Genomic DNA, 14,081 nt, shown 5'->3' with positions numbered 1-14,081 from the left:
CGCGCGGAGCCAGCGGCGGGGAAGGTCTACCTGAAATACCCCAGCACGAGATCGATGTCGGAGCTTCCGGCCACCGTGCCGGTCAGCTCGGCGTCGATGACGCGGCGGCAGGCGTCGATCGCGGCGTGGTCGCCAAGGTCGTTGGCGGCTTCCAGCACGAGCCAGGCCGCGTCCACCGACGCCTTGTCGGGTGCTCCGCCGCCGAGATCGGCGGTGACGGCGCTGTTGAGGTTCTTCTTGCGAACCGCGGTGCCGAATTGAGGCAACATTGCAAATACTCCCCTTTGAAGTCCGGGACGATGCTCAGTGGACCTGAAGCTCGGGCTGACGGCCGCCTGAGGCGGAGTCAGCGGCGGTCTTGCGCGACTGGTAGAACTTCAAGACGCTGCGCGAGGTCTCGATCTTGAGCCGGCCGAAATCGCGCTCGTTTTCGTGCAGCTCGCGCGCCGTGATCAGATGATCCTTGGCGCCGAGGAACAGCAGCGACATGGTCGTGTCCCAGGAGAAGTCGAGCGCCTTGCACAGCACCAGAATCATCTCACGGTTACGGTCCATCATCGCGCGCTCGATCACGTCGACCGGCAACGCCGACAGCAGCGACAGGCCGATCTGCACCTCGTCGAAGCGGTGCTGGCGCGCATAGTTCGAGATCGAATCCTGGTTGAGGTTGCCCTGGCGATACTGCGTCGTCACCACGCGCTTGGCGACGAAATAGCTGCGCGAGGACGGGCCGAACTTGGACTGAAGATCGCCGGTGACCTCGGTCACCGAGCTCTGGATCTGCGCCATCATTTCGGGCCGCTCGGTCTCGAGGCGGCGGCGGACGTCTTCCGACGCCTTCGAGATCAGTTGCTGGAAGATGTGGCGCGGCACGTCCTTGCGCAGGCCAAGCTGCTCGGCGAGGATCGAATCGCCCTCGGCGCGGCGGACCATGTGCAACAGGCCCGAACCGGAGAAGCGCGCGCCCTCGTTCCTGGCCACCGACGTCACGACCTCCTGATCGCCGCGCTTGACCAGCACGTCGGTGACGGCCTCGCCGATCGATTTGCGCTGGGCGATTGCGAGCAGATGCGACTGGCCCTTGGTCATGGCGCTCTCGACCAGCATCTTCTCGTCGAGACGAGTGGAGTCGCGCAGCACGGGACCTGCGACCTCGATCTCGTCGTCGAGCGCCAGCTTTTCGATGACGTTGAGCGGAGCGTGATCGCACGCCGACATCAGCTCCGAGAGCTGCGCCCGCGCAGCGACCTCGATCTCGTCGGCGAGCCGCCCGATGACCTCGCCGAACATGCTGATCTCGTCGTCGCTGTAGCGGCCGGTGATCAGAATGTCGGTCGCATGCCACAACGCCTTGGCCCGGCTCTCGTCAGTGCCGCGCGCGATCGCGTCGTCCAGATCCTGTAGAAGCGTTTTCGCCCCGTTCATCTCGATAACCCCAGTTCTTGGCGAGTAATTCTTGGCAGTTCTTTTGGCGCGCCGCCCCGCCGCTCGTGGCGGGACACCAAATCCCTCTGGGAACTGACGCTAGAGGTCAAACGCGAGAATTCGGTAAAATCGGCAAATCAGTTTTGCCGGGCAAAATTCATTCAAATGCGAGGGAATGGGTTTACGGGCGGACAAGGCGGCTCGGAAGGTGCGCTCCCTCTCCCGCTTGCGGGAGACGGTTGGGGGGAGGGTGTCTCAACGGAGAGACTCCCGAGAGAGCCCCCACCCGGCGCTTCGCGCCGACCTCCCCCGCAAGCGCGAGAGGTTGCCCGTGGGTTCATCTCGCTGAACCAAGTCGCCCTTACGGATTCTGCGGCGTCAGGACCAGTGGCGGCTTGGGCTTGGCGGGCGGCGGACCCGGGGCAGGCTTCACGTCGATGGCCGGCGGCAGCGGCGCAAGCTGCTGGCTGGCAAGCGGCGGGCTTGGTGCGGCGGGCGCGGCCTGCGGAGCCTTTGGCAACGGCGCGGCTTTCGGCTTTGATGGCGCGCGGCGCGGATCCTGGCCCGGTAGCGGCACGTTAACCGGCGCCTGCTCGGGCGCTGCATCCGGAGACACCAGCGTCGGCAGCGCCGCGGTCGCCGGCGGCGGCTCGCCGCGCTCGATGGCGTCGAGCCGGCGCGTCTCGCGGTCGATCGTGCGCACCGCCAGCCACGACGACAGCGGCGCAAGATCGATCGTGCGATTGAGCCTGTCGGGAGGGCCGGCCGCGAACAGCTGGATCTCCGGCGGGGCGCCGGAGAGGCCGGTCATGATCGGCGTCAGGCTGGCGCGGATGTCGGCCTGGTCGGCGGGAATGTCGTAGCCACCGGAGACGATGGCGCGGGCGTTCTTCGCTTCCAGCGACGTGGCGCCGACGCGCAAGCGTCCGTCGCGGATCGTGAACGGGATCTGCGCCGAGGCCACCGCGATCGGCGCGGCGGCAAGCGCGGGCTCGACCAGCTGGCGCAGGCGGTTGTCGTCGGCGACCTGGCCGCCGTCGCTGGCGCGGATCGCGATCTCGAAGGCGCGCGGATTGAGGCCGCCGATTTCCGCGGAGTCCAGTGTCACCGTGCCGTTGCCGGCGAGCGCACCGGTGAGTGCCGCGACGCTGCGGCCCTGGCTGGTCAGCGCCATCTGCACCGTGGCGCGACCCTTCGGCAGCGCGAGATCGCGATAGCGCAGTGTCGCCGCATCGACATTGCTGAGATCTATGCGCGCGTTCAGCGCAAGACCATTCGCGCCGTTGCGTGCGTCGAAGCTCGCCGACATCTCGCCGCCACTGAGGCCGCCCTTCAGTGCATCGAGCGCGAGCGACTGACCATCGCTTCGAAGCGTGCCGCCGAACGGGCGCAGCTCGATGCCACCGGGCAACATCCCGCGCAACGCCTGGAAGGCGATGCGGCCGCGCCAGCCGCCCAACAACCCCGCACTCAGTGGTTCGCCGGACTCATGTCCCGCCGCGCCGATCGCCATCGCCAGCGCCGGCGCCAGATCGAGCGTATCGAGGCCAACTTCGCCGTCGACGCTCCTTTCCTGATCGAGCCTCACCGCCAGATGACCGCGCAAATGCGAGCCGGCCGCATTGCCATCGAGATCGTCGAAGGTCAGGCGGTTGCCGGAGAGCGTGAGGCGGGAGGACAGGCTGACGGCCTGCATCGATTTGTCGGCCGGGCCGGTCCCGAACAGTGGCGCCAGATTAGCGTTGCGCACGCGCAGATTCACGCTGGCTTTCGGCTCCGACAATTCGACGCTGCCCTGCGCATCGGCGTCCAGCCCGCCGCCGCTGAGCTTGGCATTCAATTGCAACGGACGCCGCCATGCACCGGTCAGCTTGCCTTCGAATTGCGAAGCGCCCTGGCCTGCGGCCACCACGCGATCGAGCCCGAGCAGCGCCAGCAGCGCGCCGGCCTGCGGCGTCGATACCTTCGAGTCCAGCGTGAAGTCGCTGTCGCGCAATTTGTCGATGTCGATGCCGTTGACCGCCGCCACCGGCGTCTGCGCAGCCAGCGACGCGGTGGCCTTGAGCTGCGGCGCGTCGAGATCGATCACGACGCGGGCATTGCTGCGATCGGCATGCTCGGCATTCCTGTCGAGGCTGAGATCGAGCTTGAGGCGGGTCGCGCCTGGCAATGTCGGCATGGCATCGAAGCGCGCGCGCACGGCCGGCGCAAACGGCTCGATCAGCGCGGTGAGCTCGCGCAGCGAACTGGCCGAGGATTTCAGCGCGAGCTTGCCGGTGGCTTTGGTGCGGTCGAAGCTGCCGCTCGCCTCCGTGGTCACGCCACTGGCCTGGCCGAAGCGCAGCTGCTCCAGCGACAGCGATGCCGGGCCGTAACCGAGCTTTGCCGCGAACGGCCGCAGCTCCTGGCCGGCGGAGATGGCGCGGCCGATATCGAGCGAGAGCTTTGCCTCTTCCGGCCATTCGCCCTGCGGTCCCGCAAGCGCGCGCACGAAGCTCGCGGCGGCATCGAGGTCGAGCCGGTCGGCCTTCAGCTCGGCGTCGATTCGCGAGCCCTTGCTCGCGCCTGTCTGCACGAAGGCGATGCGGCCCTCGACGGCGCCGCCTTCGATGTCGGCCTTCAGCCTGTCGATGGCGAGATGGTTGGCGGCGATGGTCACGTTGCCGGCAAGGCGCAGCGGCCGCGTGCTGCGGCGGTTGATCTCGCTGCGGCCCTGGAGCCAAGCCACCAGCGCGTCAGGATCGGAGGATTCGACGCTGAGACGGCCGCTGAAACTGTCGGCGCCGGGAGCTGCGCCGTTGAGCGAGAGCTGCGTCATGCCGGGCGCGCGCAGCTCGAGCCGCTGGAAGGTCCAGGATCGTCCATCGGTCTGAAGCTCGGCCGCGATGTTCTGCAGCGGGCGGCCGCCGAGCATGATCTGGTCGGAGTTGAACTCGATCTGCGCCGGGATTGGCGCCTGCGGAATTGCAGCTAACCCCGCGCGCAGCGCCGGCAGGATGCGGAGCGGCTCGGCATCGTCCTTGCCCGCGAGCTTGTCGGCGTCGACCTGGCGCGCCGACAGCACCGCGCGCAGCAGCGGCGAGGCGCCGAATTTGAGGTCGCCGACGCCGCCGAGCTTCAGCGCATTGTCTTCAGCGCCGAAGCTCGCGTCGATCTGCTCGAACTTCGCACCGGCCGGATCCGCCTTGAGCTTAGTCGTGAGCTTCCACGGCGTCGGACCCGCCTCGCCCGCCTTCTTGACCGCCGGCACGGCCAGCGTCAGCGCACCGTCGAATTTCGGCAGGCGGTTGTCGAAGGCGAGCACGCCCTCGAGATCGGCGAGGATGGCGCGCTCGCCGGGATCGATGTTGAGGTGGAGACGGGTGGCGTTGCCGTCGGCGCTCGGGCCGGAGGAGACGCGGAAGGGATAGCGCACCCCGGCGGCGGTGAATCTGCCGTCGCCGCGCACCGAGCCCGCGAGTGAGCGGACGTCGCCGGAGAAGGCGATGTCGTTCAGCTCCAGCGTCGAGCGGCTGGCGGCATCGTGGAGCGCAATGCGGCCGGTGAGATTCAGCCGCTCGATGGCGAGCGACGCCAGATTGAAGGTGCCGCTCGCGGTGGAGGGCAAATCGACCCGCCCCCGGGCATCGAGGCCGAGATCGACCGCCATGCCGCCCACCGAAAGCTCGGTGGCGCGCCATTCGCCGCGCATCAAGGAGCCCAGGCTGAACTCGACGTCGAGCTTGTCGGCGCGCAGGCGGCCGAGATCGTTGTTGCCGCCGAAGGTGACCTGGCGCAGCCGCAGCGTCGGCGCCGGCAACAGCCGCGCGTCGAGCTCGCCCGCGACCCGCACCGGTACGCCGATGATCTTGCCAGCCTCCGCCTCGAACTGGGGCCTGAACTGGTTCCAGTCGAAATAGTAAGGCCCGATCAGCGCGGCCAGCAGCGCAATAATGAAGGCAATCGCCAATCCGAGCAGCGTCGTCTGCACGGGTCTCCCCTCGGCCAAACCGGCATCCGGACCAAACCCTGGCCTTAGTGGACTTCAGGCGTGCCGGAACAGCCCCTTATATAGGGGGAAGTGTGGCGAAGTCACAGCGACTGTTGCGCGCGGAGGTTAATGCCGGGCCGCCTCACCAGCTCGCCGGCAGCCGCTTGAGGCCGCGCAGCACGAAGGTCGGCCGCCATTCCGGGTTTTCGATGTCGTCGATGCGCAAATGGGGCAGCCGCCGCAGCAGCGTAGCCATGGCGATCTCCGCCTCGATGCGCGCCAATTGGGCACCCAGGCAGAAATGGATGCCGCCGCCGAACGACAGCGGTTTCACATTCTGGCGGGTGACATCGAGCCGGTCGGGCCGATCGGGATAGACCGCGGGATCGCGGTTGGCGGAGCCGAGCAAGCACAGCACGGTCTCGCCCTTGGGGATCCTCTTGCCGCCGAGATCCTCGATCTCCTCCAGCGCGACGCGTCCGGTCATCTGCACCGAGGAATCGTAGCGCAAAAATTCCTCGATCGCGCCTGCCATCAGCTCGGGGCGCGCCTCGAGCAGCGCAAGCTGGTCCGGATTGCGGTGGAGCGCGAGCAGGCCGTTGCCGATCAAGTTGACCGTGGTCTCGTGGCCGGCGCCGAACAAGAGGATGATGTTGGCGGTCAGCTCCTCGTTCGTGAGCTTGTTGCCGTCCTCCTCGGCCTGCACCAGCTGGGTGGTGAGATCGTCCCCGGGATTTTTGCGGCGCAGCTCGAACAGCTGCTGGAAATACATCTGCGCCATCAGGTTGCCCTCGTTGCCCTTCCTGATCTCCTCGGCAGTGAGGGGCACGGGATCGAGCAGCCGCCCGCCGTCGCGCGAGCTCTTGTAGAAGACCTCGCGATGGTCCTCGGGGATGCCGAGCATCTCGCAGATGATGGTCACGGGCAGGCGGAAGGCGAAATCCTCGATCAGGTCCATGTGGCCGCGGTCGATCACCGCATCGATGGCCTGGTCGACGATCTGCTGGATGCGCGGCCGCATGTCCTCGACGCGGCGGGCGGTGAAGGCCTTCACGACGAGGCCGCGCAGGCGGGTGTGGTCGGGCGGATCGGCCTGCAGCATCCAATGGCTCATGCTGCGGAACACCGGCTCGTCCATGATGGCGGCGCTATATCGGCGCTTGGAGCGCTCGACGAAATCCTTGCCGAAGCGCTTGTCACGCATCACAAGGCTGACGTCGGCGTGGCGACTGGTGACGAACTGGCCGAACGGCGTCACGTGGATCGGATCGTTCGTGCGCAGCCGTTCATAGTGCGGATAGGGATCGCGGATGAAGTCCGGCGACAGCGGGTTGAACAGCGGTCCGCCGGCGCCTTGCACGTGCTCGTTCATGGTGACCTCAATCGGTTGCCGATGACACGAATACGCCGATCGCAGCCCCACTGCCCGGCGTAACATCCCTGAAATATCAACTCGATACATTGTTGTATCGAGTTGCATTCTGCCCTAACCTCGTCCGATGTCAAGGGTGAGAACCAGGCCGACCAGGGACGATACGCGCGACAAACTGTTCGAGGCGGCCGCGCGCGTGTTCGAGCAGGACGGCATCGGCGGTGCCAGCATCGAGGCGATCGCGGGAGCGGCAGGCTTCACCCGCGGCGCGTTCTATTCCAACTTCAAGAGCAAGGACGAGCTGATCATCGCCATGCTCGAGGACCATGTCGAGCAATCGATCCGGCGCAACCTCGACATCCTCGCCCAGCACGACAATCTGGACGACTTCATCGCGGCGTTGAAAGCGATGGACCGCACGCGGCAGGATCCCCTCGCCCGCTCACCGCTCCTGCACATGGAGATGATCCTGTTCGTCGCGCGCGCCGAGAAGCGCCGTCCTGAGCTTGCCAAGCGCCTGCGCGCGCGGCGTAAGCTGGTGGCCGACATCGTCGAGGCCACGTTGAAGAGCAAGGCGAGCGGCGGCAATCTGAACCCGCCCTGGATTGCCTCCGTCGTGCTCGCGCTCGAAGACGGCTTTCGCCTGCACCGGCTGATCGATCCCGAGACGACGCCGGCGGATAGCTTCTTGCGCGCGATCACGGATTTGCGGCGGAGGATGGGGCTGGCGTCGGACACGAGTGCGTCTTCATAGAGCGCGGTGGGCCCCGAGCAAGCGCGTCGCGAGATTTGTCGCAGGATCGGACAAGGCACGTCCGCTTTGGGAAAGAAGCTCGATCCGCCCTGGGTCACAAACGAGCGCCATCGTTCGAACCCAGGGTTTCGTCCTGCCTCAGTTCCCCAGCGGCGCTGCCACGCCGACGTCTGTTGTCGATGCCCTGAAGGCGGTTGCCGGGCCGCCAAAGGCACGGGCGAGCTTTTCCTGGGGCCAATGCGTTCGCGGCACCTACACCCCGTCGCATCAGGCCAAGGAGATCACCAAATCCCGCAGCTTCACCAAGCCGTCCCGGGTGCTGGCGCGGTTCGCGGCGGATGGCTGCACGCCGGATGCGGTGGACACTGACAGGTGCTCGCTGCGCGGCTTCAGCTTCCGGCTCGGCAACGGGGATCAGCGCTCCGAGATTTTGACCCAGAGCGCCCCGGTTCATTTCGCCAGAACGCTCGACCAGATGCTGGCGTTCCTCCAGGCGCGCATGCCGGGAGCGGACGGCAAGCAGGACATGGCGCAGGTCGAGGCATTCTCCGCCGCCAATCCCGAAACGCTGCATCAGGCAAGCTACCTTGTCGCGCATCCGCCACCCGCAAGCCTTGCCTGCACGACCTATTGGGGCGTGCACGCCTTTCCCGCGACGAACGCAAAGGGCGAGACACGGTTCATCAAATTCAAGGTCGCGCCGGTCGGCGAGGAAGGCAGGCCGCCCGAGGACGCCGCCACAGCCGAGTCCACCGGCTTTCTGCGCGGCGAGCTGGAAGCCCGGATCAGGGCACGCGATGTCAGGTTCAGCGTGATGGCGCTGCTGGACCAGCCCGGCGACCCCGTCATGGATGTGACCGAGCGTTGGCCCGACGAGGATGCGCGCGAAGCGGTACGCCTCGGAACGATCGTGATCACGGGCACAGAATCAAACGAGGCGTGCGACGGGTCCGCGTTCAATCCGGCCAATCTGGCCGACGGCATCGGCCACCCGCCGGACGAGATGTTTGCAGCGCGCAGCGCCGCCTATGCCGTCTCTCAGGCAAGGCGCCGCTGAGCGGAAGGCGTCTTGAGCCCGATCACGTTTCGCTTTCCGGCACGCCCTGCGCCTCGCGGCGCCACATTCCAGGGCTGATGCCGACCACCGAGGAAAATACCCGGGTGAAGTGACTTTGATTGGCGAACCCGGCTGATATCGCAATCTCCGCCAGCGACAGGTCGCGCACCGTCATCAATTGCTTGGCCGTGTCCACGCGCTGGCGCAGCAGCCATTGGTGCGGCGGCAGGCCGGTGGAGACGCGAAATGCACGCGAAAAATGACTGACGGAGAGATCGAACTCGGCTGCGATCTTGTCCAGTGAGAGCTTTCCACGGAGATCGGATTCCAGCCTTTCGCAAGCCCGCTTGATCTGCCATGGGGCAAGGCCGCCGCGCGCCGGCTCGGCGGCGCACCGCAATCCGCCGTAGGTCGTCGCAACATGTGCGGCAAGCGCGAGCATCATGTGGTCGATGAAGAGCTGGTTGGCCTCATCAGGCTGGCGCAACGCCGCCAGGAACGATGCGCCGAGATGGCGGATCGTCATATCGTCATGGCCGACGCCGGGCTGATAGGCGAGTTCGCCAATCCTTGGCGCGCCGCCTTGCCTCGCCATGTCGTCCAGCACTGAACGGGGCAGATAGAACAACAGGGAATGGAAAGGCTTGTCGATCACGTAGCGCGGATCGCGTTTCAGGTCGTACAGGTATGTCGCGCCGGCTTGGATATCGCTCTTGATTACGCAGCGGCCGCGCTCCCAGCACTCGCAATCGGCGAAATCGCGAAATTTCAGGCCAACGAGATAGGCGTCCTCCGAGGGCATCGAATCGGAAAGACGCGGCATGGGATGGTCATCCCGGGTTTCGGTGACGGCGAGCTCGGCGCTGCGCAGCGAACGCGTGGCCAGCGTTGGCGGCGCATCTTTCAGATGCAGAAACCGTTCGACCTTCTGCGCGAAGGCATCTGCCTGTGTCATGGCGGGAATCTCGGGCGTGGATCTCGTGTGAGAGGAGACTTGGGAGCGCGGCGCCATCGCCAAATCACGCCCAATTATCCGACATCGCCAAGCGGCGGTCCAGACCAGCGCGTCGGAGCGACAGCCGCATGACGGCCCGCCGCATTTATTGCCTCAGACCGCCTTTCACGAGCAATTTCAACGGGTTTTGATTCCTCTCGCGCAATCCCGGTCAATGCCTCGGCCAGCGCATCGCCGGTCCATCGTGCGTTTGTGAAAGCGCGCGCCGGCTTGGAGCAGGATCGGACAAAGCATCACCGCTTCAGGAAATACGCGGAACCTTCGCAGCGCATAGAACACGCGCCGACCCGTACAAGTACGGACACTGATCGAAAGCTTGAGCTGATCAGGAGGAGCCACGCAATGACCGGGAGCACTGCACTCATGCGCAATCCCGCGCCCAAGGGCTTGCCACCCCCGCCGGGCTCACAGCCGGACGATCGCTCGAATTCCGAGCGACGCGCCGATGCGGAGATGGCGCGCGTGCTCGGGACCGAGCCACTTCGCATGGCACTGGAATCCTCCGGCGCCGGGATCGCCCACTGGAAACATGATCCGTTGCACGACCTCGTCAAGCCCATGAGCCACCACGTGATCATGGCCCACAACGGCATGGTGCAGCGCATGGAGCGGCGCACAGGAAAATCGGTTGCGATCGGCACGTTTCGTCGCGGGGTCGTGGTCATCATTCCGGAAGGATCAAGCTCCCGCTGGGACATTCCGAAGCCCGTGGATGTGGTTCAACTGTATCTTCCCGATGCAACGTTGAAGCGCGTTGCTCGCGAAGCCGAGATCACGGGAACGAACGAGCTGCTGGAGCGGACGGCGCATCCTGACCCCATTACGTCTCGGCTGCTCCTAAGCGCGGCAGATGCGCTGGGAGGCAATGAAGCCCTGGATACGCTGTTCCGGCATCAACTGACGGATCTTCTGGCCACGCGCCTGCTGGTTGCGCACACGGGTTCGCCAACCACGCTGCAGCCGACAATGGGCGGGCTGTCGCCGAAGATCCTGCTCCGTGCGATCGAACGGTTGCGCTCGGACAGCGATGCGGACGTCTCGCTAGATGCTCTGGCTTCCGATGCCGGACTATCGCGCTTTCACTTCTGCCGCGCCTTCAAGGAGAGCACCGGCCTTTCCCCGCACTCCTGGCTACGCCAACACCGGCTCGAGCAGGCCATGAGCATGCTGCGCGACAGCGACGAAGCGGTCGTCTCGATCGCTGCGGCGCTGGGCTATTCGTCGCAGACGGCGTTCGCAGCAGCCTTCAGGAAGCTGACCGGCGAGACGCCGAGCGACTGGCGCAAGCGGCACGCGCGCTAACGAGGCCCACTGATCTCTCCGTCATCGGCGGATTGTCAGCGACGATACTGAAACGCGCGGTCCAGCGCCTGCGGTCCGAAGTCGAGACGGACCTCTCACTCGCCACGCTGGCGTCGGATGCCGGCCTGCCGCGCTTCCATTTCTGCCGCGCGTTCAAGAAAAGCACCGGGCTTTCGTCGCGTGCCTGGCTGCGCCGGCACCGGTCTGAGCAAGCCGTGAATTTGCTGCGCGACTCCGACGATTCGATCGTCTCGATCGCAGCTGCGCTTGGCTATTCCTCGCAAACGGCGTTCGCAGTCGCCTTCAGAAAGCTGACCGGCGAGAGGCCGAGCGACTGGCGCAGGCATAAGCGTTAGCAGCAATCGCGATGCAACCACGGCAATCGCTCTGGCGCAGCGGCAGATTCGATCCGCTAGACCATCACCATGCCAGACCAATCGACGGAGACCGAAGATGACCTGGAAAAACTTCATCAGCCGGCGGGTGATCGCTTCGCGACGCCGAGGCCTTGCGACCGCAACATTGTACGGACTCTCGCTCGCCGTTCGCTTCACGTCGGCGACGGGCGAGCAGGTCGAGATTCCGGCGCAAGCCATGCATCCGACCTACCCGCTGGTGTCCATCATGACCCGGGATGGCTCCGGTCTTCCCTACCAGGACTGGGGCCCGAGGACGACTCAGCCGGTCGTCTTTCGTCAAGGTTGGTTACGCCAAAGTTCGTTGCACCAAGGCTGGCCATCGAGTTCGCCGCTGTCGCGCTGCGAAGCGCCTTAACACCGGCGATTCACTTCACCTCTTCGTGTCGTCACCGGACGCTGCCTTGAGCGGAGCAGCGACGGCGCGCGCACGGACTTTCGAAACGCAGAGATCGAAACGCAGAGATCAAGGAGTAAACTCATGCGACTAGTCATCATCGGCGCCGGCTTCGCCGGCATGTACGCCGCCCTTTCCGCAGCCCGCCTGCGCGAGATCCAGGGCATCTTGCCAGACCAGCTCGAGATCGCGCTGCTTGCCCCCGAGCCGACGCTCGTGGTTCGCCCGCGGCTCTATGAACGAAAGCCGGAGACCCTGACGGCGCCCTTGCTCGACGTGCTCAGGGCCATCGATGTTACCTATGTGCAGGGCATTGCCGAGACGGTCGACACCAGATCAAGCATGGTGAAGATCGCCACGGCGAAGGGCACGAAGAAGACCCTCTCCTACGACCGCCTCGTCGTGACCACCGGCAGCCGACTGTTTCGCCCCAACATTCCGGGCCTTGCCGAGCACGGCTTCAGCGTCGATTCGCTCGCGGATGCGATCACGCTGGACAGGCATCTGCATGGCCTCGCCAAGCGGCCCGCCACGAACGGGCGCGACACGGTCGTCGTCGCCGGCGGCGGCTTCACCGGCATCGAGGCGGCCACCGAAATGCCGGGGCGGCTTCGCGAAATCCTCGGCACGAGCGCAAAGACTCGCGTCATCATCGTCGAGCGCAACAATGCGATCGCGCCCGACATGGGCGCAGGCCCCCGCCCGGTCATCGAGGAAGCCCTGCGCAAGGTCGGCGTGGAGACACGGATCGGCGCCGGCGTCGCCTCGCTCGATCAATCCGGCGTCACGCTATCGAGTGGCGAGCACATCGAAACCGAGACCGTGATCTGGGCGGCGGGCATTCGCGCCGCGCCGTTGACGACGCAGATTCCCGCCGAGCGCGACAGTTTCGGCCGGTTGCTTGTCGGCCGCTGCCTGCAGGTGACAGGCGTTCAGGGCGTCTTCGCCGCCGGCGATGCGGCGCGTGCGGCCTGCGACGACGAGGGCAATTACGCGCTGATGTCGTGCCAGCACGCCACGCGGATGGGCGCCTTCGCCGGCAACAATGCCGCGGCCGAGCTGCTCGGCCTCGCGACCAGGCCCTATCACCAGAAAACCTACGTCACCTGTCTCGACCTCGGCGAGGCCGGCGCGCTGTTCACGCGCGGCTGGGAGCGCAACGTCGAGATGGTCGGCGACGTCGCCAAGAAGACGAAGCGGGAGATCAACACGGTCTGGATCTATCCGCCACGCGCCGAGCGCGCCGCCGCGCTCGCGTCAGCCGATCCGGAACGCGTGACTGATCTCTAGACGTCCGCCTGACGATGACCGCGCGCCCCGCCGCAGCCTTTCCGCAATCCACAGCATGAAGAGGAGACTTCAATGATGAACCAGACGATCCGCAACACTCAGGAGACGAACATGAACCTGCACAACATCACACGCCCCGGCGGGCCCGGGCCCCAAGAGCTGGTTCCTTCGCGCTACGCGCTGAAGATCGGCGAGATCGACGTGATGGTAATCAGCGACGGCGTACTGACGCTGCCAGGCGCGATGCTGGCCCACAACGCCGACCCGGCCGTCCGCGCGGCGTGGCTGAAGGACATGTTCCTGCCGCCGGATGCGTTCGATTGGGCGCTGAACGTGGTGGTGGTGCGTAGCGGCGACCGGACCATCCTCGTCGACGCCGGACTGGGATCCGACCCGGACTTGCACCTGCCGCGAGCCGGTCAGTTGAGCAAGCGACTGGAAGCCGCCGGTATCGATCTTGAGTCCGTGACCGACGTGGTGTTGACGCACATGCACATGGACCACATTGGCGGGCTGCTCGTCGACGAGGTGAACGAGCGGCTGCGCCCGGACCTGCGCATCCATGTGGCAGCTGCCGAGGTCGCGTTCTGGGAGGCGCCCGATTTCTCCCACGTCTCGATGCCGCCGGGATTCCCCGACGCGCTTCGGGCGACCGCCAAGCGGTTCGCGAAAGAATACCACAACCAGCTGCGTACCTTCGAGGACGAGCACGAGGTCGCGCCGGGAGTGGTGGTCACGCGCACCGGTGGCCACACCCCCGGGCACAGCGTGGTCCGCCTGGCATCCGGCGGCGATCGGCTGACATTCGCCGGCGATGCCGTGTTCACCGTCGGGTTCGACCACCCCGACTGGTACAACGGCTTCGAGCATGATCCCGAAGAGGCGGCCCGTGTCCGGGTCCGCCTTCTGCGGGAGCTGGCAGCGAACGGAGAGCTCCTCGTCGCCACGCACATGCCGTTCCCTTCCATCGGCCGGGTGGCGGTCGACGGCGACCACTTTCGCTGGGTGCCGGCCTTCTGGGACTACTGACCGCTCGTCAGGTAGAGCCGAACCGGGGTGCGTACTCACCGCATGCGTGAGTTC

General features: G+C 66.0%; 12 protein-coding genes. 7 read left to right on the top strand and 5 right to left on the bottom strand.

Translation table 11 applies throughout. The features are described 5' to 3' along the window. Positions 1–26: 26 nt before the first annotated feature. The 4 genes from RAD04_RS12320 to RAD04_RS12305 all read right to left on the bottom strand — a co-directional run bounded on the left by RAD04_RS12320 (position 27) and on the right by RAD04_RS12305 (position 6,767). Positions 27–269 carry a hypothetical protein gene (locus RAD04_RS12320; protein WP_092253357.1) on the bottom strand — a complete coding sequence of 81 codons (243 nt, stop codon included), beginning with the start codon at positions 267–269 and terminating at the stop codon, positions 27–29. 34 nt (positions 270–303) lie between these two features. After that, the gene (locus tag RAD04_RS12315; protein WP_461624007.1) at positions 304–1,425 is read right to left on the bottom strand and encodes a DUF2336 domain-containing protein; all 1,122 of its coding nucleotides are present in this window, start codon (positions 1,423–1,425) and stop codon (positions 304–306) included. 361 nt (positions 1,426–1,786) lie between these two features. Continuing rightward, positions 1,787–5,395, bottom strand: coding sequence for an AsmA family protein (locus tag RAD04_RS12310; RefSeq protein WP_461624006.1), 3,609 nt, complete (start codon positions 5,393–5,395; stop codon positions 1,787–1,789). A 142-nt stretch (positions 5,396–5,537) separates the two neighbouring features. After that, entirely contained in the window at positions 5,538–6,767 is a 1,230-nt protein-coding gene (locus tag RAD04_RS12305; protein ID WP_461624005.1) for a cytochrome P450, read from the bottom strand. 127 nt (positions 6,768–6,894) lie between these two features. Between RAD04_RS12305 and RAD04_RS12300 the strand changes: the two genes are divergently transcribed. Continuing rightward, complete coding sequence (locus RAD04_RS12300; RefSeq protein WP_461624004.1) at positions 6,895–7,521, top strand: TetR/AcrR family transcriptional regulator; 627 nt, start codon at positions 6,895–6,897, stop codon at positions 7,519–7,521. A gap of 133 nt (positions 7,522–7,654) precedes the next feature. Then, a complete protein-coding gene (locus tag RAD04_RS12295) occupies positions 7,655–8,578 on the top strand; it encodes a catalase (RefSeq protein WP_461624083.1) in 924 nt (307 codons plus the stop codon). 22 nt (positions 8,579–8,600) lie between these two features. Here RAD04_RS12295 and RAD04_RS12290 read toward each other — a convergent pair whose 3' ends face one another. After that, a complete protein-coding gene (locus tag RAD04_RS12290; RefSeq protein WP_461624082.1) occupies positions 8,601–9,533 on the bottom strand; it encodes a helix-turn-helix domain-containing protein in 933 nt (310 codons plus the stop codon). Between the two features lie 423 nt (positions 9,534–9,956). Here RAD04_RS12290 and RAD04_RS12285 point away from each other — a divergent pair, with 423 nt between their 5' ends. From RAD04_RS12285 to RAD04_RS12265, 5 genes are all read left to right on the top strand, one after another. Beyond that, positions 9,957–10,895, top strand: a complete 939-nt coding sequence (locus tag RAD04_RS12285; protein ID WP_461624003.1) for a helix-turn-helix transcriptional regulator — start codon at positions 9,957–9,959, stop codon at positions 10,893–10,895. 32 nt (positions 10,896–10,927) lie between these two features. Beyond that, positions 10,928–11,251, top strand: coding sequence for a helix-turn-helix transcriptional regulator (locus RAD04_RS12280; protein ID WP_461624002.1), 324 nt, complete (start codon positions 10,928–10,930; stop codon positions 11,249–11,251). A gap of 97 nt (positions 11,252–11,348) precedes the next feature. Beyond that, entirely contained in the window at positions 11,349–11,669 is a 321-nt protein-coding gene (locus RAD04_RS12275; protein ID WP_461624001.1) for a hypothetical protein, read from the top strand. 123 nt (positions 11,670–11,792) lie between these two features. Next, positions 11,793–12,998, top strand: a complete 1,206-nt coding sequence (locus tag RAD04_RS12270) for an NAD(P)/FAD-dependent oxidoreductase (RefSeq protein WP_461624000.1) — start codon at positions 11,793–11,795, stop codon at positions 12,996–12,998. Positions 12,999–13,073: 75 nt separating this feature from the next. Further along, positions 13,074–14,027, top strand: coding sequence for an MBL fold metallo-hydrolase (locus RAD04_RS12265; RefSeq protein ID WP_461624081.1), 954 nt, complete (start codon positions 13,074–13,076; stop codon positions 14,025–14,027). Positions 14,028–14,081 lie beyond the last annotated feature (54 nt).

The organism is Bradyrhizobium sp. 25ACV (genome assembly GCF_054863005.1).
The sequence above is the reverse complement of the archived record's forward strand: the minus strand, read 5'-3'. Positions and strand labels throughout refer to the sequence as shown.

Excerpts from the sequence above, each read along its gene's own strand:
- RAD04_RS12320 (WP_092253357.1), bottom strand. The coding sequence starts at position 269 with ATGTTGCCTCAATTCGGCACCGCGGTTCGCAAGAAGAACCTCAACAGC.
- RAD04_RS12315 (WP_461624007.1), bottom strand. The coding sequence starts at position 1,425 with ATGAACGGGGCGAAAACGCTTCTACAGGATCTGGACGACGCGATCGCG.
- RAD04_RS12305 (WP_461624005.1), bottom strand. The coding sequence starts at position 6,767 with ATGAACGAGCACGTGCAAGGCGCCGGCGGACCGCTGTTCAACCCGCTG.
- RAD04_RS12300 (WP_461624004.1), top strand. The coding sequence starts at position 6,895 with ATGTCAAGGGTGAGAACCAGGCCGACCAGGGACGATACGCGCGACAAA.
- RAD04_RS12290 (WP_461624082.1), bottom strand. The coding sequence starts at position 9,533 with ATGACACAGGCAGATGCCTTCGCGCAGAAGGTCGAACGGTTTCTGCAT.
- RAD04_RS12285 (WP_461624003.1), top strand. The coding sequence starts at position 9,957 with ATGCGCAATCCCGCGCCCAAGGGCTTGCCACCCCCGCCGGGCTCACAG.
- RAD04_RS12275 (WP_461624001.1), top strand. The coding sequence starts at position 11,349 with ATGACCTGGAAAAACTTCATCAGCCGGCGGGTGATCGCTTCGCGACGC.
- RAD04_RS12270 (WP_461624000.1), top strand. The coding sequence starts at position 11,793 with ATGCGACTAGTCATCATCGGCGCCGGCTTCGCCGGCATGTACGCCGCC.
- RAD04_RS12265 (WP_461624081.1), top strand. The coding sequence starts at position 13,074 with ATGAACCAGACGATCCGCAACACTCAGGAGACGAACATGAACCTGCAC.